The organism is Bacillus sp. FSL W8-0183, from assembly GCF_038006825.1.
Classification (GTDB): domain Bacteria; phylum Bacillota; class Bacilli; order Bacillales; family Bacillaceae; genus Bacillus; species Bacillus altitudinis.
The window spans coordinates 3,815,342-3,834,428 of record NZ_JBBOVY010000001.1; the positions used below are offsets into that span (position 1 = coordinate 3,815,342).

At 42.2% G+C, this 19,087-nt stretch carries 16 protein-coding genes; 8 read left to right on the plus strand and 8 right to left on the minus strand.

The window, feature by feature from the left end:
* Positions 1 to 109: 109 nt before the first annotated feature.
* From NSQ64_RS20115 to NSQ64_RS20135, 5 genes are all read left to right on the plus strand, one after another.
* On the plus strand, positions 110 to 1,348 hold the full coding sequence (locus tag NSQ64_RS20115) for a carbohydrate ABC transporter permease (RefSeq protein WP_045033662.1): 1,239 nt from the start codon (positions 110 to 112) through the stop codon (positions 1,346 to 1,348).
* Position 1,349: 1 nt separating this feature from the next.
* Positions 1,350 to 2,192: a sugar ABC transporter permease gene (locus NSQ64_RS20120; RefSeq protein ID WP_007497274.1), complete on the plus strand. Its 843-nt coding sequence runs from the start codon at positions 1,350 to 1,352 to the stop codon at positions 2,190 to 2,192.
* An 11-nt stretch (positions 2,193 to 2,203) separates the two neighbouring features.
* On the plus strand, positions 2,204 to 3,412 hold the full coding sequence (locus tag NSQ64_RS20125; RefSeq protein ID WP_341018031.1) for a glycoside hydrolase family 53 protein: 1,209 nt from the start codon (positions 2,204 to 2,206) through the stop codon (positions 3,410 to 3,412).
* 23 nt (positions 3,413 to 3,435) lie between these two features.
* The gene (locus NSQ64_RS20130) at positions 3,436 to 5,502 is read left to right on the plus strand and encodes a beta-galactosidase (protein WP_341018033.1); all 2,067 of its coding nucleotides are present in this window, start codon (positions 3,436 to 3,438) and stop codon (positions 5,500 to 5,502) included.
* A gap of 294 nt (positions 5,503 to 5,796) precedes the next feature.
* Entirely contained in the window at positions 5,797 to 7,125 is a 1,329-nt protein-coding gene (locus NSQ64_RS20135; protein WP_212359470.1) for a CitMHS family transporter, read from the plus strand.
* 45 nt (positions 7,126 to 7,170) lie between these two features.
* Here NSQ64_RS20135 and NSQ64_RS20140 read toward each other — a convergent pair whose 3' ends face one another.
* From NSQ64_RS20140 to NSQ64_RS20175, 8 genes are all read right to left on the minus strand, one after another.
* Positions 7,171 to 7,599, minus strand: a complete 429-nt coding sequence (locus NSQ64_RS20140) for a DUF4064 domain-containing protein (protein ID WP_024720447.1) — start codon at positions 7,597 to 7,599, stop codon at positions 7,171 to 7,173.
* A gap of 26 nt (positions 7,600 to 7,625) precedes the next feature.
* Complete coding sequence (locus NSQ64_RS20145) at positions 7,626 to 8,576, minus strand: ABC transporter permease (protein WP_035703987.1); 951 nt, start codon at positions 8,574 to 8,576, stop codon at positions 7,626 to 7,628.
* Positions 8,573 to 9,502 carry an ABC transporter ATP-binding protein gene (locus NSQ64_RS20150; protein ID WP_008347360.1) on the minus strand — a complete coding sequence of 310 codons (930 nt, stop codon included), beginning with the start codon at positions 9,500 to 9,502 and terminating at the stop codon, positions 8,573 to 8,575. The genes NSQ64_RS20145 and NSQ64_RS20150 overlap by 4 nt, the downstream gene beginning before the upstream one ends.
* A gap of 295 nt (positions 9,503 to 9,797) precedes the next feature.
* Positions 9,798 to 10,319: a tubby C-terminal domain-like protein gene (locus NSQ64_RS20155; RefSeq protein ID WP_098680418.1), complete on the minus strand. Its 522-nt coding sequence runs from the start codon at positions 10,317 to 10,319 to the stop codon at positions 9,798 to 9,800.
* 206 nt (positions 10,320 to 10,525) lie between these two features.
* On the minus strand, positions 10,526 to 10,864 hold the full coding sequence (locus NSQ64_RS20160) for a zinc ribbon domain-containing protein YjdM (RefSeq protein ID WP_039962846.1): 339 nt from the start codon (positions 10,862 to 10,864) through the stop codon (positions 10,526 to 10,528).
* 91 nt (positions 10,865 to 10,955) lie between these two features.
* Complete coding sequence (locus NSQ64_RS20165; protein WP_341018040.1) at positions 10,956 to 12,095, minus strand: glycerate kinase; 1,140 nt, start codon at positions 12,093 to 12,095, stop codon at positions 10,956 to 10,958.
* A 29-nt stretch (positions 12,096 to 12,124) separates the two neighbouring features.
* On the minus strand, positions 12,125 to 13,396 hold the full coding sequence (locus tag NSQ64_RS20170; RefSeq protein ID WP_039962847.1) for a GntP family permease: 1,272 nt from the start codon (positions 13,394 to 13,396) through the stop codon (positions 12,125 to 12,127).
* Positions 13,397 to 13,513: 117 nt separating this feature from the next.
* Entirely contained in the window at positions 13,514 to 14,626 is a 1,113-nt protein-coding gene (locus NSQ64_RS20175; protein ID WP_341018042.1) for a CdaR family transcriptional regulator, read from the minus strand.
* A gap of 160 nt (positions 14,627 to 14,786) precedes the next feature.
* On the opposite strand from NSQ64_RS20175, the gene NSQ64_RS20180 reads away from it, so the two are divergent.
* The 3 genes from NSQ64_RS20180 to NSQ64_RS20190 all read left to right on the plus strand — a co-directional run bounded on the left by NSQ64_RS20180 (position 14,787) and on the right by NSQ64_RS20190 (position 19,084).
* Positions 14,787 to 15,437 (plus strand): TetR/AcrR family transcriptional regulator, encoded by a 651-nt coding sequence (locus tag NSQ64_RS20180; RefSeq protein WP_008347371.1) that lies wholly within the window; start codon positions 14,787 to 14,789, stop codon positions 15,435 to 15,437.
* A gap of 69 nt (positions 15,438 to 15,506) precedes the next feature.
* Positions 15,507 to 16,760 carry an MFS transporter gene (locus NSQ64_RS20185; protein ID WP_217816544.1) on the plus strand — a complete coding sequence of 418 codons (1,254 nt, stop codon included), beginning with the start codon at positions 15,507 to 15,509 and terminating at the stop codon, positions 16,758 to 16,760.
* Positions 16,757 to 19,084 (plus strand): ABC transporter permease, encoded by a 2,328-nt coding sequence (locus NSQ64_RS20190; RefSeq protein WP_341018047.1) that lies wholly within the window; start codon positions 16,757 to 16,759, stop codon positions 19,082 to 19,084. The genes NSQ64_RS20185 and NSQ64_RS20190 overlap by 4 nt, the downstream gene beginning before the upstream one ends.
* Positions 19,085 to 19,087 lie beyond the last annotated feature (3 nt).

The following is a 19,087-nucleotide window of genomic DNA, read 5'->3' on the forward strand; positions in this document are numbered from 1 at the left end:
CCTGCACTTGATCTAATTTCATATGAAGTAGGTGTTAAACGTGACGGGTAACCTTGAACTAGACCGCACACACATAGTGGAATCAAAGACACACCGGAGACGGGCGCTAATGTTCTCTCTTATACCCGGGATGGGGCAAATATACAACAAACAGTATGGCAAAGGGGCACTCTTTTTCCTGTTTGGCGTTTCTTTTCTACTTGTGTTTTATGATTTATTCAATATTGGCTTCTGGGGGCTGTTCACACTTGGTACGATGCTGCCTCGTGACAACTCTGTTTTCCTTTTAGCAAAAGGAATTATTGCACTTTTAACAGCTGGATTTGGCATCGGTTTTTATGTACTCATGATACGAGATGCATTTATGAACGGAAAGAAACGTGATCAAGGGGTTCCGCTTCATTCCATCCGTGCTCAATACCATCAGCTCATCGACCAAGGCTTTCCTTACTTAATGAGCACTCCTGCTTTCTTTTTACTTCTATTCTCTGTTGTCTTTCCTATTATGTTCAGCTTTGCGCTGGCCTTTACAAACTATGATTTATACCACTCGCCTCCTGCCAATCTCATTGATTGGGTAGGCATCAAAAACTTTCAAAATATCTTTTCAATCGATATTTGGAGAGACACATTCATTGATGTACTAGGCTGGACGGTCGTATGGACGTTGGCTGCATCGACCCTTCAATGTGCTGTCGGCATTTTCCTAGCGGTTCTGCTCAATCAAAAAGATTTAAAAGGAAAACGGTTTTTCAGAACGATTTTGATTCTGCCGTGGGCTGTTCCAGGATTTGTGACCATTTTGGTGTTTGCTGGATTGTTTAACGACACGTTTGGTGCGATCAACAATACCCTTTTTGCATCGATTGGAATTGATCCAAAACCATGGCTGACAGATCCATTTTGGAGCAAAATCGCTCTTATTGCGATGCAGACTTGGCTTGGTTTTCCTTTTGTGTTCATTATGACAACTGGCGTTTTGCAGGCCATTCCTGAAGATTTATACGAGGCTGCAACCATTGATGGGGCAAATTTCTTTCAGAAATTCCGTTCCATTACATTACCGCTTGTCCTCTATTCAATTGCACCTATATTAATCACGCAATATACGTTTAACTTTAACAACTTTAATATCATCTATTTATTTAATGGCGGGGGGCCACCTGTTGCTGGATCTACAGCGGGGGGCACAGACATCTTGGTGTCTTGGATTTACAAACTGACGATGCAGTCTTCTCAATATGCACTCGCTGCCGCTGTTACGATCTTACTATCAATCTTCGTCATTGCCATTGCACTTTGGCAGTTTAAGAGAACGAATTCATTCAAAGAGGAGGACATGATGTGATATGGGATCAAAACAAAATAAGCTCATTCGCCTGAGTATCACTTATTTCATCCTTTTCATTGCCTCCGTTTGTATTCTATATCCACTCCTTTGGACGATCGGCGCTTCCTTTAATCCTGGGAACAGCCTGATGAGCACAAGCATGTTTCCGAAGAATCCAACGTTCAGCCACTTTACAGAACTCTTCTTCGGTCAGGGAGCACTTTATGCAAAATGGTATTGGAACTCAATGAAAATCAGTATTGCGACTATGCTCTTAACGTTGATCCTTGTCAGCTTTACAGGCTATGCCTTTTCTAGGTTCCGATTCAAAGGACGCAAAAATGGGCTAATGCTCTTTTTGCTGTTGCAAATGATTCCTCAATTTTCAGCGCTGATTGCCATATTTGTATTGGCTCAAATGCTTGGACTCATTAACAGCCACCTCGCATTGATTTTGATTTATGCAGGCGGACAAATTCCGATGAATACGTATTTAATGAAAGGCTATCTTGATGCGATTCCAAAGGATCTCGATGAATCAGCCAGAATGGATGGCGCAGGGCATTTCCGGATTTTCATCCAAATTATTATGCCGCTTGCCAAGCCGATTTTAGCCGTTGTTGCCATCAACTCATTTACAGGACCGCTCGGTGATTTCATTATCTCCAGTGTCATTGTCCGCTCACCCGAAATGTATACGCTCCCAATCGGTCTATACAATCTTGTATCAGACAAAATGGGTGCTAGCTACACGACCTTTGCAGCAGGGGCTTTACTCATTGCGATTCCAGTTGCTTTATTGTTTCTTGTTTTACAAAAACAATTTGTATCCGGCCTCACACAAGGCGGGACAAAAGGATAAGGGGAGATTTGATGAAGAAATGGTTGCTTGTCACTGTTGTCGTTTTCTTTCTGATGGGGTTAGGTATTCTGCCTGAAGCAAAGGCTGATACGATTTCGGTGAAACCGATCAATGGATTGCAAGGTGATTTCATCAAAGGAGCCGATATCTCCATGCTCGCAGAAGTGGAGCGAAGCGGCGGCAAATACTACAACCAAAACTGGCAGCAGGTTGATCCGCTCAAGCTATTAAAAGAGAAAGGTGTCAACTATGTGCGCATCAGACTCTGGAACCATCCATACGACAACCAAGGCCGTGCCTATAACGGGGGGACAAACGATTTAAATACCGCCATTTCTCTCTCGAAACGTGCAAAAGCACAAAATATGAAAGTGCTGCTTGATTTTCACTACAGTGATTTCTGGACCGATCCCGGTAAACAGTTCAAACCGAAAGCTTGGACCAATCTCTCCCAAAGCGATTTAGAAAAAGCTGTTGGCACTTACACAAGCGATGTACTTAAAGCGATGAAAGCACAAAATGCCCTACCAAATATGGTACAGGTCGGGAATGAATTAAATTCAGGTATGCTTTGGCCGAACGGAAAGAGCTGGGGTGAAGGCGGCGGTGAATTTGACCGACTCGCTGCTTTGCTAAAAGCGGGGACAAATGCTGTCCGCTCTGTCGATTCAAACATCAAAGTCATGCTTCATCTTGCACATGGAGGGGACAATGGTGCATCTCGCTGGTGGTTTGATGAAATCACCAAACGAGGCGTTTCGTTCGATACGATCGGTTTATCTTACTACCCGTATTGGGACGGGGGATTTAGCGGTCTTACTAACAACATGAATGATATTAGCGCCCGCTATAACAAAGATGTCATCGTGGTAGAAACCGCCTACGGCTTTACGACAGCAAATGGTGACAACCTCGATAACTCATTTAACCAAGATTCAGTCAATACGGCCGGTTATCCAGCATCACCACAAGGGCAGGCATCTTTTATACGAGATCTATCAGAAAAAATTTCACAAGTAAAAAACAATCGCGGGAAAGGGTTCTTTTATTGGGAGCCGCTTTGGATTCCAGCAAAAGGTGCTCCATGGTCTAGTCAATACGGGCTCGCTTATATTCAAACAACCGGCACAGTCGGGAATGCTTGGGAAAATCAGGCCATGTTTGATTTCAACGGAAAAGCCCTGCCTTCTCTTGATGTATTTAAACAAATGACACCGTAATTAAACAGATAGGACGTGACAAAATGGGAAAGCGTTACCCACTCGTTCACCCAAATGTGAAAGGCTTTTTGCATGGTGGCGACTATAATCCTGATCAATGGCTTCATATGCCGGAGATCATTGACGAAGATTTTCGATTAATGAAGCTTGCACACTGTCAAACATTCTCTATCAACATTTTCGCTTGGAGCAAGCTCGAGCCAAAAGAAGGGGAATATGATTTTGCCTGGCTGGATGATATCATGGACCGCTTGGCAGCGCAGGGAGCTCACGCCATTCTCGCCACGCCAAGCGGAGCAAGACCTGCTTGGCTCTCGCAAACATATCCAGAAGTCTTACGCGTTGAAGCAAACCGCCAGCGCAACTTACACGGACTTCGCCATAATCATTGCTTCACCTCACCGGTTTATCGAGAAAAAACGAATACACTCAATCGTTTGCTTGCTGAACGCTACAAGGACCATCCAGCGCTGATCATGTGGCACATTTCAAATGAATACGGCGGTGAATGTCATTGTGATCTTTGCCAAGAAGCATTTAGAGACTATTTGAAAGACAAATACAACCATGACCTTGAAGCTTTGAACCAAGCATGGTGGACGGGGTTTTGGAGCCACACATATAGTGATTGGTCACAAATCGAGTCACCTGCACCTCACGGGGAGCACATGATTCACGGCATGAACCTAGATTGGAAGCGTTTTGTCACAGCGCAAACGATCAATTTTTATCAAAATGAAATTGAACCACTACGAGAATTAACACCTCATGTGCCAGTAACCACCAATTTTATGGGCGACTATCCGCATATGCGTCCATTCCTTGGACTGGATTATCATCAATTTGCAAAAGAAGTCGACGTGATCTCATGGGATAGCTATCCAGCATGGCATAGCGGCAGAGAATCCACTGCAGAATTAGCGTCAAACGTCGCCTTCGTTCACGATTTGTATCGTTCATTAAAGGGTGGTCAGCCGTTTCTTGTGATGGAAAGCACACCAAGCCTCGTGAACTGGCATGAAGTGAATAAGGTGAAGCATAAAGGAATGGCACAGCTCTCTGCCATGCAGGCGATTGCCCACGGGTCCGACTCCGTCCTTTATTTCCAGTGGAGACAAGGCCGGGGCGCCTCTGAAAAATTCCACGGCGCTGTTGTGGATCATTCAGGACATGAACACACGCGTGTGTTTCAAGAAGTCGCTGATTTAGGAAAACAGCTGGAGCAGCTTCAACCGATTGCGGGTACATCCGTTCAACCAGAGGTCGCCATCATATATGATTGGGAAAACCATTGGGCAATTGATGATGCGCAAGGCTTAAATAATACCAACAAACGCTATGTAGAGGCTTGCCAAACTCACTATCGTAGTTTCTGGAAAAAGGGCATCCCTGTTGATATTGTCGGGATGGAAAAGGACTTCTCATCCTATCGAGTGCTTGTGGGACCAATGCTCTACATGATCAAACCAGGTGTGGCAGAAAAGATTGAAGCCTTTGTCAAAGAGGGCGGCATTTTTGTGGCAACGTACTGGAGCGGCATGGTTGATGAAAACGACCTCTGTTTCCTCGGTGGTTTCCCTGGCCCTCTCCGCCATGTACTTGGTGTTTGGGCAGAGGAAATCAACACATTGATGCCAGATGAACACGTTTTAATGACCACAGGAAATGGACGCACCTACCATGTCGGGCAATATTGCGAATCCATTCACCCAGAATCAGCCTCTGTGTTAGGGCATTTTGAGAATGGCTGCTATGAAGGACAGCCCGCCCTTACTGTCCGTCCATTTGGCAAAGGGAAAGCATACTATATGGCTTCTGAAAATGAGCAAGCGTTTTATGATGATTTTTACGAAGATCTCATCACAGGAATAGGGATAAAGCCGATCCTCTCCTCTTTAATTCCAGAGGGAGTCAGCGTCCAGAAACGAACAGATGGATCGCAGGACTTTGTGTTTATGATGAATTTTACAGAACAGCAACAGAACATTTCACTAGATTCAGCGGAAAGCTATGAAAATATGCTGACTGGACAGCATACATCTCAACAGTTACAACTGAATCCTTACGAATACGTTATTTTGAAAAAATAGTGTGAAAGAAGCGTCCATCCAAAGGGCGCTTTTTACTTTTTGTTGAATCTAAATACCTATATAATTCCTCCCGGTAGTAGATTATCAATAGAAGTATTATTTTTTATCTAAATTTTTTGACATATTGAAAACCGCACCATGATTGGCCCCGCCATCCTTTTTTACCATTGTATAGGTATGAAAGCGGTTGCCTAATACTCATATTTTTGATACTCTTTTTTTCAATGCAAATGTGGGATTGCATTGGTAAAAAAACAAACAAATGTAAACGGTTTATTGTAGGGGGAGGGGCTTATGTTAACGTTTGTTGGATTGTTGATTATTTTAACGATTGTTGTTTTGCTGATTTGGGGGAAAGCAAGTCCAATTGTCGCCATGGTCATGGTGCCTTTAATAGGGGCGCTCATCGCAGGATTTGGTATCAATGACATTCAAACTTTCTTTGAACAAGGGATTATCAAAGTTTTGCCAGTGGCGACCATGTTTATCTTCGCCATTTTATTTTTTGGCATTTTACAAGATACAGGGTTCTTTGAACCTGTAATTAAAACGTTAATCAAGCTGACAAAAGGGAATGTTGTCACAGTTGCGATGGGAACTGCCTTGATTGGAGTCATCGCACACTTAGACGGAGCAGGCGCTACAACCTTTTTATTAACTGTACCTGCACTGCTTCCACTTTATAAAAAATTACATATGAGTCCTTATTTATTGCTATTGTTAATCGGGACGAGTGCTGGATTAACCAATATGATTCCATGGGCTGGCCCCACAGGACGGGCAGCTAGTGTCCTAAATATGGACCCATCTGAACTGTGGGTACCGCTTATTCCCATTCAGCTAATCGGGGTCGTGCTCGTATTAGGAATGGCATTCATTTTAGGAAAAAGAGAAGAAAAACGAATTCGGGTGAAAATCGCGGCAAATGAAATAGCTGCTGTCCAATTAGAAGGCGCCGATTGGGATCGTGCTATTCAATCGATCAGCGAAACAGGCGATGCGTCTTTAAAGCGTTATCACTTAATGTGGGTCAACCTCATTCTATTTTTAGCTGTTGTTGTCCTTCTCGTGCTGAACGTGATTCCTGCTAGTTATATGTTTATGATTGGTCTTTCACTAGCACTTTTGGTGAACTATCCGAATGTGAATGTACAAATGGAGAGAATTAAGGCGCATGCTCCAAGTGCACTAATGATGGCAGCTGTAATTTTCTCCGCAGGTTCTTTTTTAGGAATTCTTGAAGGAACGGGCATGCTGAAGGCGATTGCAGTGGACAGTATTCACATTTTGCCAGCTTTCTTACTGCCATTTTTACATATCATTGTGGGGATATTTGGGGTTCCACTTGATATGCTGACAAGTACGGATGCCTATTATTATGCACTCTTGCCGATTGTCGAATCGATTACATCAGAGGTTGGTGTGTCAGGGACATCTGCGGCATACGCCATGATGATTGGAAATATCATCGGCACCTTTGTCAGCCCCCTTGCACCTGCTGTATGGCTTGCCATCGGTCTTGCAGGGGTCGATATGGGGAAACATATCCGCTACTCCTTCTTTTGGATGTGGGGGTTCAGTATCGTTTTACTCATCATCGCCAAACTGATTGGCATCATATAAAAAAGAAAGACATGCGCAAACCAGCGCATGTCTTTTTCTTTTGAATTATGAAGGATATTCACTTGTGTGAATGTCTGTTTTCGGTTTTCTAATCAGTGACATCAATCCAACGATTAGCAACAAGATCATCGGAACGAAAGCAAGACCAACAGTTCCAATTAAAAGAGTCACAGCCGAAACCAAGAAAAGAATACCAGAAAGCACGGCACGGCGGTCTGTTTTCAAAACAATCACACCAACAAGGGCTAAGACAGCCGCAATTGCGGAAACAACCATAAACTGAACGCCAAAGGCATGAACCGATGCCTCAAGTGTTTCAACTGGCAAGGCGCTGCCTTCCTCTTTTAACACTTCATTCAATTCTTCATAAACTGCTGGGTCCACAGAAAGCATCAATGCCCCAAAACCAACACCAATTACGTTGAGGACAATACTGATAATCCCCATAATTTTTTCACCTTTACGCTTAATCATTGATAGAAACCTCCTAAAAAGTTAAATTAACCTGTTTTTACTTCTCGCTTTTGGAAGACGATTAAAGCAACCGCCAAGAAGATGGCCCAGTAAATGACTAGGACCGTTAGTGAGAATCCTAGGGACATGCCTTCGATGACAGTAACCTGTTCCATAAAGTATTGGGATGGATCATTTGCGAATAACAAATATTTTGTCCAATCAAAGAAGAGCATTAAAATACCTGTAATCGTTCCACCTACAATATAAGCTAACACACTAATGGCAATGGAGATAGCTTCACTTCTGAATATCGTTGATATAGCGAACGAAAGTGTCCCTAGCACAACAAACATTGCGCAATTAGCTAAATAATAAAAAACCATATTGGCAAACTGCGAGCGTTCAATCACTTCACCATTTTGATAGATCACACTCACATAATCAGTATTGAGTCCGAAGAAAATGGCACCCAATATAAATGACAAGATAAACAGCACCACCACCAGTAGAAGAGCATACAGTTGCACCGTAATATATTTAGATATTAAAATTTTTAGTCTTGATGGTGGGCGAATCAATAATAATTTAATTGTACCATGCTTGTATTCAGCCGAGACAATGGTGGAAGCGATAATGATCACAAACACACCTACAAGCTGAAGTAAACTGGCGTTTGTTTTCACATAGTCCCATACACTGTCGCTAAACTGATCAGCTGGCGGTAAGTTATGCTTGATTCGATAATCATTAATAGCGATCTCTTTTTCAAGGTTTCTTTTAAAGTAACCATTTTCTATTTCTTTGAGTTCCTTCTTGTTCTCAGTATTCATCATCTCTAGTTGGGCTTTCCAAGCTCCAGATGATTGATCTTCGTCATTTGTTTTGAGTGCAAAAATCAACGTCGCAATCATACCTAAAACAAGAAGCCCAACCATAATCCAAGTACCCACACGATAACTGATTTTCATCCACTCGTTTTGAATGAGGCGAATCATACGTCTGCCTCCTTTTTACCTGTTAAGCTTAAGAACTTATCTTCTAAGGTTTGTTTTTCTATTTTGATTTCGTACAAATGAATAGAAGCCTCGCTCAAATGACGAATCAATTGTGGCATTTTCTCTTCTAGGATGGAGAAGAATAAGTACTGCTCCTCTTCTCTAACTGTGATGCCTTCCTCAAATGCTTCAATGAGCTTTTGAGCTTCTTCAAGCTCACTTGATGCTACTTTCATTCGATAATTGACCAAATCATCCTGCTTCGTCTCTGCACGCTGATCCTCAATCGCAATCAGCTTTCCTTTTTGGATAATGGCGAAACGATCACACATCAATTCCATTTCTGACATGAGGTGACTTGAAACAATGACAGCAAGCCCTTCTTCCTTTGCCAGCCTCCTCAAGTAATCTCGTATCATACGAATTCCCTCTGGATCTAGTCCATTGGTCGGCTCATCTAAGATTAGCAGTTTCGGTTTATGTATCAATGCCTGAGCAATCCCCAAACGCTGCTTCATTCCTAATGAAAACGTACGGACACGCTTATGTTTCACATGCTGCAAACTAACTAGTTCTAGTAGTTCATCAATTCGACCTTCATCCACTTTTCCATTCATTCTGGCAAAATGAACAAGGTTTTGTCTTGCCGTTAAATGATTATACATTTCTGGATTTTCAATAATTGCACCGACATCTTGGATGGCATGCTGATATGAGGTTTGAATACTATGACCATTAATCAGAATGTCACCGGATGTAATGGGAGAAAGACCGACCATCATGCGAATGGTTGTCGTTTTTCCTGCGCCATTCGGTCCTAAGAAGCCAAAGACTTCGCCCGCTTGAACAGAGAAACTCAAGTCTTGAACAATCTTTTTCCCGCGAATATGCCTAGATACATTTTGCAGTTCTAAAACGTTCGTCACGTTACCTCTCCTTCTTTGTCTAAGTATCATCTATCATCTATTTCCTGATAAACACCATGATCCGTCAAAAATAGAAGAACACTTCCATATGGTACAGCAATGCCCAAAAGTTGTGAAGGGGATTAGGCAAAATTTAGAGAATCATCTGCCTTTTTTAAGGTGAGGTTAAGGTAATCATTTTAATAAGATCTTATTGCACGAAAGGGACTCCCCTAAATTTTATAGGAATTAGAACCTAAATCATAAATAGTATATTTTCAAATTCTTTAAGTATGATAAAATATATTAACTTCAGCTACTCCCTCAACATAAAGATATAATAGAGGCAAGCGATAAGATGTAGAGTTAGGTCACCTTGTCTTTTTTCAATACTGACTGTTGCAGGTGGTATTATTTTATCGTATGTAATGTCAGCGATGGTCTGCTTTGAGTCTTCCAATCTAACACGTTTATCTGCGAAACCTTTCTTTAGATAATAGGTAGTATCATTGATGATGAAACGCATCGTTGGATTTGTTTTGATTTTAGTTTGATCTTCGAATATCAACCTTCCTTTCTCCTTACATTCTATGCTCCAATTTGAGCGGTACATAGATCTGAAGGATATATTTTCTGTAGCTTTTACAACAGTATTCAAATTTGCATCCATAACCTCAACATTCACAAAAAACTCATCAAATATATGATCCAAAATTCTCTCAGCTTTATTTTTATAAAATCTTTTTATGAATCCAATGGGGACACCTTCTTTATTGATAATAGGGATGCATTTAGTCGTTTTTTTCATAACAGTTTTTTTGAAATATCCAAATTCCACTTCTACCACCCCATCGATAACTGATCTTCAAAAATAAAAGCTTTATAAAAATATAAAACACCTAATGAGCAAAGGAATTGAATCCCTTTGACAATTCAGGTGTTTTTTATACGTTAACAACAATCATATACATCATTCTTCTTCAAGCATTTATAGTAAGCTTGTCATGACCAAATTCTAATTATGAGAAGAACATTTCTTTGTCATTATACTTTCTTCACAAACTCCGATTTTAACTTCATCGCGCCAAAGCTAGGAATTTTACAATCAATATTATGATCGCCTTCGACTAAACGAATCCCTTTGACCTTCGTTCCTATTTTTAAAACCGAAGAAGAACCTTTGACTTTTAAATCTTTAATCACAGTGACCGTGTCACCATCACTTAATAGATTTCCATTCGCATCTTTGACAACAAGCTGCTCCTCTGCCACTTGTTCTTGTTCTAGCGACCACTCATGCGCACATTCAGGACAAATAAGCATGCTGCCATCCTCGTATGTATAGGTTGAACTGCACGATGGACAATTCGGTAGATTAGACATTTGTGTTTCCTCCAACTTTTTTTCATTCAGAACCATTTTACCACATTTCTATAGAAAGGAATGTGATAGAAAAGGAAACATTTTTCATCATTTACTTATCTCTTCCAAATGTCATGACAGCCGCAATATTCCTTGCTGTTCTCTCTACATACACACTGGCATCATGCATGGCTTCAGCCAGAGTCGTGACGCCAGGGACAATACTAAAAAGTGCATCAATGCCATGATCATGTACGACTGCACTGTCTTTTGAGAGGGACCCAGCGATGCCAATGACAGGGAGTCCATATTGTTTCGCAGCTTTGGCTACACCGATTGGCGTTTTGCCGTAAATGGTCTGCTGATCAATCCGCCCTTCCCCTGTAATGACTAGGTCAGCGTCCTTTAGTACGTCAGCAAAATGTACGGCTTTCAGTACAATATCGATTCCCTTTTGCAGATCAGCCTGTAAAAAGCCTAATAAACTCGCACCCAGTCCTCCTGCCGCTCCTGCACCTGCCGCATCACCAAAGGAGACATGAAGATGCTGCTTAGCCACTTGTGCAAAATGAGATAAATTCTTGTCCAACAGTTGAACCATTTCTGTATCTGCTCCCTTTTGAGGACCGAACACAGCAGACGCTCCTCTTTCACCCGTTAAAGGATTATCCACATCACACGCCACTTCCAGACGGACTGATCGCAATCTTGGATCCAGTCGAGATAGATCAATAGAAGCTAATTGATTCAGTGATCCACCGCCCGGCGTGAGGTCTTGACCTGCTTTATCGAGAAAAGAAGCACCTAAACCTTGCATCATGCCAACGCCACCATCATTTGTTGCGCTTCCGCCAAGCCCAATGATTAAATGCTTCGCACCTTTATCCAGCGCTGCAAGCATTAATTCTCCTGTCCCTCTAGACGTCGTGAATAAGGGGTTCCGTTTTTCTGGCGGGACAAGATGTAATCCTGATGCTGCTGCCATCTCTATGACAGCTGTCTGTCCATCTCCCAACATACCAAAAAAGGCATCCACAGGTTTGCCAAGCGGGCCTGTGACCACTTGCTTGACAATGGTTCCGCCTGTCGTATCCACTAACGATTGAACTGTGCCTTCTCCTCCATCTGCCATTGGGATTTTCATATATTCTGCATCTGGCAAAATAGAGCGAAATCCTCGTTCAATGGCACATGCTGTCTCATAAGCAGATAAACTTTCTTTAAATGAATCTGGTGCGATCACAATCTTCATCCAAAAACCCCTCGTTTCTCATTAAGTCCTCAGCCGAACAGCTGGAAAATACCAAAGATAATGGTCGATACAACGGTTAATGTCAAACCAATTAACGATTCAAAGGGCATTAATTTCAACCGTTCTTTTATATCCATTTGAACACTTCCTGCCGTTGCATGGAAAAAGCTTCCGTGCGGCATATGGTCTAGCACAGTTGCGCCAGCGTGAATCATAGCTGCGCCTGAAAGGGCAGATACACCAAGACCAATAAGAGTTCCGCTAAATACACCACTTGCAACTGCCGTCCCTGCAGTTGTCGAAGCTGTGGCTGCCGACATAAAAATTCCAGACGTTGGTGCAAGCAAGTAAGGAGGTAATCCCGAAGCGTCAAGCGCCTGAATAAATACCTCTTTCATGGAAGAATTCGATACAATTCCAGCTAATGTGCCTGTCCCTAGTAACATGATCGCTACACCTGACATTTTATGCAGCCCTGACATCGCATAATCATTGAGAAACTTCCCTTTTTTCATGAAAAGAGCGCCTACAATTCCTCCTATTGGTAAGGCAATCATTGGATCAATATTTATTTGAAACAACGGCCTCAAAGCTAACAAGAGAATGGTCACAAGCGGGCCTACAAGCGCTTGTAGAAAACCAGGTACTTGAACCTCGCCTTGGTCAGCTCCCTCTTCCAGAACAGGTGTCCCTTTATTCGCAAGCTTTTTGGCTAATACATACGTGACGGCTATCCCGAAAATAGCCGGTATGACACCTGCCGCCATCAGGGAAGTAAGCGGGACACCAAAGGCATCAGAGGCTGCAATAGCATTCGGATTCGGTGACATGATATTCCCCGCCTTCCCTCCTCCAATCATCGCAAGTAAAATACCCGTTTTAGAAAGTTTTGCACGCTTGGCAATGGCAAGTGCGATTGGTGCTACTGTAATGACTGCAACATCTACAAAAACACCCACCGTTGTTAAAATCATTGTTGCAAGTGCGAGTGCTAAAAGTGCCCTCGCCTCTCCAAGCTTTTTCACGATGGCCTCCGCAATAGATAACGCTGCACCCGACTCAATTAAAACCCCTGCCAGTACACCTGCCGCCATGATTCGAAGAACAGCCGGAATCATGTCCTTTGCGCCTTCCATCATGACGTTCACGGTCTGCACAACATCTACACCGCCAACCAAACCGCCAATAAATGCGCCTGCCAGCATGCCATAAGCAGGTGATACTTTTTTTAAAATAAGAACAATAGCGATCACAAGCGCAGTCAATGCGCCCAATGTACTTACTGTCACATCTCCACCCATACTCCATCCCTCCTGATTGTCTTTTCTTAATTGTAAGCGTTTACTCGTCGGGATCGAGTTGTGAATCTAGATGAACTTCTTTTATTTATTTCTTCATCCAGTTGTGCAAATGCACAATTAAGACAGTTGATTGTCCAATTGTGCTATGTACAGCTCCATCAACTGTTTCACATGACGAGGATCTTTTCCGGTCAATGCCTGGATTTTATCTAATCGATATCGCAGTGTATTGCGGTGAATAAATAGACGATCAACGATTCTTTGTAAGTCCCCGCCCTCTTCAATGTAAACCTTTAACGTTTGAACGAGTTCCGTTTCTTGTATCAGCGGATGATAAAAATCACTCCACCGTTTGCCCTCTTTGGCGGCTCTCGCTTTTATAAACAAGCTTTCAAGCTGATAAGATTCAAAGACATATATGCTTTCCTCTGGATGGAGCACCTTTCCTAACTGCAGGGCTTCTCTCGCATGCTGAAAGGACAATGGTAATTGACTCATGTCCTCAGCGACAGTTCCTACACCCACTAGCACTTGTCCATCAACTGCACCTGCCATTGTTTGCTGCAGCTGTTCGATCACATGCTTGAATTGATGGTCACATATCGGCTGTCTTAACAGGATCAATTCATGACGGAAGGTCATGCCTAGTAAATCATCCGCATTCTTATCGTATTGAATGGCATGCATCATTTTGTGTACAGTGTCCTCAGACGATGGAATCGGCTGAAAAACAATAGCCATTCGCCGCTTGTCTAAATCCATTCCAAGCCAGTCAGCACGGTGATTCAGTTGATGATCACCCATGTCAGACTCGGAGATGAGCTGATTCACAATTTCACTCTCTATTCGCTGCCGCCACTGGAAGCGTTCAAGCAGAAAAGATTGCTCTAAAACGAGCTCAGCTGCCATTTTCACCAGCTCGGCATGATGACGAATGCCCTCTGGTTCACCCGTAATCCCAATGACACCAACAACTTGTTCCCGAAAGCAAATAGGCAGATTGATTCCAGGTCTCACGCCTTTTAAGCGGCGGGATGTCTCCTGATCAATCTCCACACTATCTCCGCTTGACAGCACTAGACGTGCTCCATCATGTTTTTGTCCAATCCTTTTTCGTTCACCAGACCCAATAATGACACCATCTGCATTCATGACATTGATGTTTTGATGTAAAATATGCATCGTACGTTCAACCATCTCTTGCGCCAATTCACTGGTTAAAAATTGCATTCAGCATCTCTCCTGAAGGGGTTTTCATTCAATGTATCATAGTGTCATTGCACAATAAATGCAAAGCTCCAAAAAACAGCCGTTGACAAAGATACGCCAAAAAGTGTTTAATCAAATCAAGGGACCGACCGACAGTCTAGTCAAAAGAAAGGATGGCTTTATGAGAACCGTTAAACATCCTGAGGAACGCAAAAATGACATCTTAAATGCAGCAGAGAAGCTTTTTTCAACCAAAGGCTATCAGCAAACCACAATTATTGACATCCTCAAAGCCGTTGGCATTGCAAAAGGCACATTCTATTATTACTTTACTTCCAAAGAAGAAGTGATGGATGCAATCATTGACCGGATCATAAAAGCAGATATCATCGAGGCAAAGCGTATTGCCGCTGATCCAGATATCTCAGTGGTTGATAAATTATTTCGCATCATCATGGCACAATCTCCTAAACAGGGCAGCCATAAAGAAGGCATGATTGAACAATTTCATCAGCCTGCTAATGCAGAGATGCATCAAAAAAGCTTGATCAAAGCCATTACAGAGCTATCACCCGTTTTAGCAGAAGTCATTCAGCAAGGGGTAGAAGAAGGGATATTTCAAACAGATTACCCGCAAGAAACTGTCGAATTTCTCCTCGCTTCTGCACAGGTTATCTTTGATGAGGGACTTTTCCAATGGACCACAGCGGAAAGCATACAACGGGCTCTAGCATTTATCGCAATCCTTGAAGCCTCATTACATGCAGAAAAGGGAAGTTTCTCCTTCCTTCTCCAACGTTTAACTGGAGAACCGGAAGACAATAATCAGTGATTGGTTACTTCAATACCAATCCTGCATACATTATAGACTGACGGTCGGTCTAAAAGGAGAGTGATTTTCATGTCGTTATCAGCCAAAAATGGCTCCACCCATTTTATCTATCTCGTTCTCGGGCAAATTATTTCCGTTTTCGGGTCTTCCTTGATTCGTTTTGTTCTATCTTTACATGTCTTGGATATGACACATCGTGTTGATTTGTATGCTCTGCTTTTCGCTTTATCCAATATCCCGCTCCTCCTTTCACCATTAGCAGGAGCAATTGCTGACCGGTTTAACAGAAGAAATTTGATGATTTTATTTGATGTTCTTACTGGCATTATGATTCTGGCTTTTTATTTCTGGTTATTTTCAGGTCATGATTCACTTTATATGATTGGAGCCGTCATGATTCTCCTTGGTGTCATGAGTACGTTTTATGCTCCTGCTGTGATGTCCAGTATTCCTCAGCTAGTGAAAGAAGAAAAATTAGAACAAGCGAATGGCATCGTGAATGGCGTGCAGGCCCTTTCAGGTGTTGTCGCTCCTATCATTGGCGGCGTTTTATACGGACTCATTGGGAGCCAGGTCATCATAGGCGCTAGCAGCATTGTATTTTTTCTATCAGCATGCATGCTTTTGCGGTTAAATATCTCTTTCTCACCTAGCCCACTCGCAGAACCGATGACCAAAGTACTCTTGAAAGATATGAAACAAGGCTTTTCCTATATCGGAAGCCAGTCATTTTTAAAAAGAGCCATGCTGCTTGCAGCGCTACTAAATTTCATCCTCACACCATTTTTTATCGTTGGAGGTCCCATTATTTTAAGGGTCACAATGAAAAGCAGTGACATCATGTATGGAATAGGAATGGGCATCATTGAGTTTGCCGTCATCGCAGGCGCCCTGCTAGTTGGGCTTGTAGCGAAACATTGGCGAATTCCTACTTTGTATCGCTGGCTGCTCGTCATCGCAGTCATTTTGCTGCCTGTTGCTTTTTCAACATCCAAGATGGCCCTTCAATTTGGTACATTTCCAGCCTATTTTCTCTTTTTAGCAGGGTGTCTCCCAATTGCCATGCTGCTCACCATGATTTCGATCGTTGTCATCTCACATGTGCAAAAGAAAACACCCAATGCTCAATTAGGAAAAGTCATGGCCAATCTAACAATGGTCTCTCAATGTGCTGCACCGCTCGGTCAAATGATGTATGGGTTCTTGTTCAACACTTTTTCCGCTAGCATGTATGTGACCGTGTTAATCGTGAGTGCCTTGATGTTTGCACTTGCCTTCCTTACAAAAAATATGCTTCGACATGAAGGAGAATCAGCCTCATGAGATTGACGTTTATCAAGAAAGACCTAACCCGCCACCGTCTCATTTCAATCGGCTTAACCCTTTGCATCATGATGACATCATTTTTAGCAACAAGCGCTGCGCAAATGACAGCCCAGCTGAATGGTTCCATTTCTGATCTACTGCAATCAGCCAAAGCACCAGACTTTGTCCAAATGCACGATGGCAGCTTAGATGAAAAAGCGGTCGATATATTTTCAAGTAAACAGTCGATGGTGAAGGCACATCAAATTGTTCCAATGATTCCGATCGAACACATCAGCATCAAGTTCGGACAGGAGCCTGCTCAAGCGGGTGTGATGGATCATTTATTTGTAAAGCAAAATCGCTATTTTGATTTTCTTTTAAACGAACGAAATGAAAAGCTCACTGTAAATAAAGGAGAAGTAGCAGTCCCTATTTATTTTCAACAAAAATACCATTTAAAGATTGGCGAAAGGTTACTCATTACAAAAGGCTCTCATCAATTCTCTTTTCAAATCAAAACGTTCTTACGAGATGCCCAAATGAATCCAAGTCTTGTCAGTTCAAAGAGATTTCTTCTGCATGATGCGGACTGGGTAGCACTGAATCAAGTATTTCAAAAAAAGGAGTACTTAATTGAATTTTTATTGCATGATGCTAGTCAAGCAGATGCTTTTCAATCACTCTATCAATCATCTGAGCTGCCACAACAGGGGCCTGCTGTCACATTACCCCTGCTTCGCATGCTGAATGCCCTAACAGATGGTATGGTGATCGCCATTCTCCTTCTTGTCTGCTTTCTGCTCATTAGCATTTCCCTCCTTTCTCTTCGTCTCGCTATGACGGCCGCTATAGAAGAGGATGAACGTGAAATTGGAATCTTAAAAGTACTAGGAATCCCTTTATCAAAAATCAAACAATTATACGTTGGGAAGTATGCTGTGCTTGCCTGTATAGGGTGTATAGCAGGATATTTGATGACACTCAAGTTTGGTGATTTGTTTACAGCCAATATTCAGCAATATATGGGGAATCGCCTCTCTTTTATTCATCAGGTGATCCCGCTTTTGGTGTCAATTTTGACGGCAATGATCGTCATCTCATTCAGCTATACTGTCCTAAGGAGATTTGGTCAAATATCAGCCGCTCAAGCTATTCAAGGCGGCATAAGCTCACCAAGCCGTAAAAAACAAATTCCTATGCACCTCCAGAAAAACAGATTCCTCCCAGTCAATTTTTGGTTTGGTTTGAAAGATCTGTTCTCACGAATAAAGATGTATTCAACAATTACCTGTATTATTGCGCTTTGTACATTTTTAATGTTAATGCCGATTCAGTTATGGTACACATTACAATCACCCGATTTCGTCACATATCTTGGCTCAGGAAAAAGTGACCTTCGAATTGATATTCGGCAGGGAAAACATTTAGAGAAAAGTACAAATAAAATAGCGTCTATGATTAGCGTAGACCAAGACATTCAAACATCTGCCGTCTATGAAACAACTTCTCTACAAGCCAAAACAATGGAGAATACATTAGAAACGCTCTATTTAGAAACAGGTGATCTATCAGCATTCCCTCTCACCTATTTACAAGGACGGGAACCGTTGAAGGAGGAAGAGATTGCTTTATCGGTGTTGAGTGCTGACTCACTTCAGAAAAAGATAGGCGAAAAAGTCACTCTCGCCACAAATGGACAGCAAGTTCAAAAAATGGTTACCGGCATTTATCAAGACGTCACCAACGGAGGGAAAACAGCTAAAGCATTATCTCAGCCTTTTCCTCATTCATCCCTTTGGAAAACCATTCAAATACAATTAAAACAAGGAATAGATATGGCAGAGAAAAAAGCAGCACTTGAAACAAATATGTCTCCTGCAAAAGTGACAGATATGAAAGAATATGTGCATCAAACAATAGGAAGCACCGCATCTCTAGTAAAAGTGATTGCATTATTTTCAACCATCGCAGCTTTTGGAACAGCCAGCCTAATGTTAATGATGTTTCTGCACATGTTAAGAGCGAAAGATTTAAATCGTACTCACTTGTTAAGGACGATTGGTTTTTCTCAAAAAGATTTAACCTATCAATACTTAACAAGTTTTATCGTCGTTCTCTCTATCGGCGCCTTCATTGGAGCAATCGCTGTTCATACTATTGGTCCGGCATTGATGAGTGCAGGCGGAGCATCATTAGGAGCATCCAGCCTTCAGTGGTTAGCCCCAAAATGGGTTTGGATTGTGTATCCTCTCCTGCTGTTTATGGTGAATTTAACTGTCGTCTCGTGGCTATTGAAGTCCTTTTTTTCTAGTAAAATCAGTCGTCATACTCTTTCATAAGGA

Excerpts from the sequence above, each read along its gene's own strand:
- NSQ64_RS20115 (WP_045033662.1), top strand. The coding sequence starts at position 110 with ATGTTCTCTCTTATACCCGGGATGGGGCAAATATACAACAAACAGTAT.
- NSQ64_RS20120 (WP_007497274.1), top strand. The coding sequence starts at position 1,350 with ATGGGATCAAAACAAAATAAGCTCATTCGCCTGAGTATCACTTATTTC.
- NSQ64_RS20125 (WP_341018031.1), top strand. The coding sequence starts at position 2,204 with ATGAAGAAATGGTTGCTTGTCACTGTTGTCGTTTTCTTTCTGATGGGG.
- NSQ64_RS20130 (WP_341018033.1), top strand. The coding sequence starts at position 3,436 with ATGGGAAAGCGTTACCCACTCGTTCACCCAAATGTGAAAGGCTTTTTG.
- NSQ64_RS20135 (WP_212359470.1), top strand. The coding sequence starts at position 5,797 with ATGTTAACGTTTGTTGGATTGTTGATTATTTTAACGATTGTTGTTTTG.
- NSQ64_RS20140 (WP_024720447.1), bottom strand. The coding sequence starts at position 7,599 with ATGATTAAGCGTAAAGGTGAAAAAATTATGGGGATTATCAGTATTGTC.
- NSQ64_RS20145 (WP_035703987.1), bottom strand. The coding sequence starts at position 8,576 with ATGATTCGCCTCATTCAAAACGAGTGGATGAAAATCAGTTATCGTGTG.
- NSQ64_RS20160 (WP_039962846.1), bottom strand. The coding sequence starts at position 10,864 with ATGTCTAATCTACCGAATTGTCCATCGTGCAGTTCAACCTATACATAC.
- NSQ64_RS20165 (WP_341018040.1), bottom strand. The coding sequence starts at position 12,095 with ATGAAGATTGTGATCGCACCAGATTCATTTAAAGAAAGTTTATCTGCT.
- NSQ64_RS20170 (WP_039962847.1), bottom strand. The coding sequence starts at position 13,396 with ATGGGTGGAGATGTGACAGTAAGTACATTGGGCGCATTGACTGCGCTT.
- NSQ64_RS20175 (WP_341018042.1), bottom strand. The coding sequence starts at position 14,626 with ATGCAATTTTTAACCAGTGAATTGGCGCAAGAGATGGTTGAACGTACG.
- NSQ64_RS20180 (WP_008347371.1), top strand. The coding sequence starts at position 14,787 with ATGAGAACCGTTAAACATCCTGAGGAACGCAAAAATGACATCTTAAAT.
- NSQ64_RS20185 (WP_217816544.1), top strand. The coding sequence starts at position 15,507 with ATGTCGTTATCAGCCAAAAATGGCTCCACCCATTTTATCTATCTCGTT.
- NSQ64_RS20190 (WP_341018047.1), top strand. The coding sequence starts at position 16,757 with ATGAGATTGACGTTTATCAAGAAAGACCTAACCCGCCACCGTCTCATT.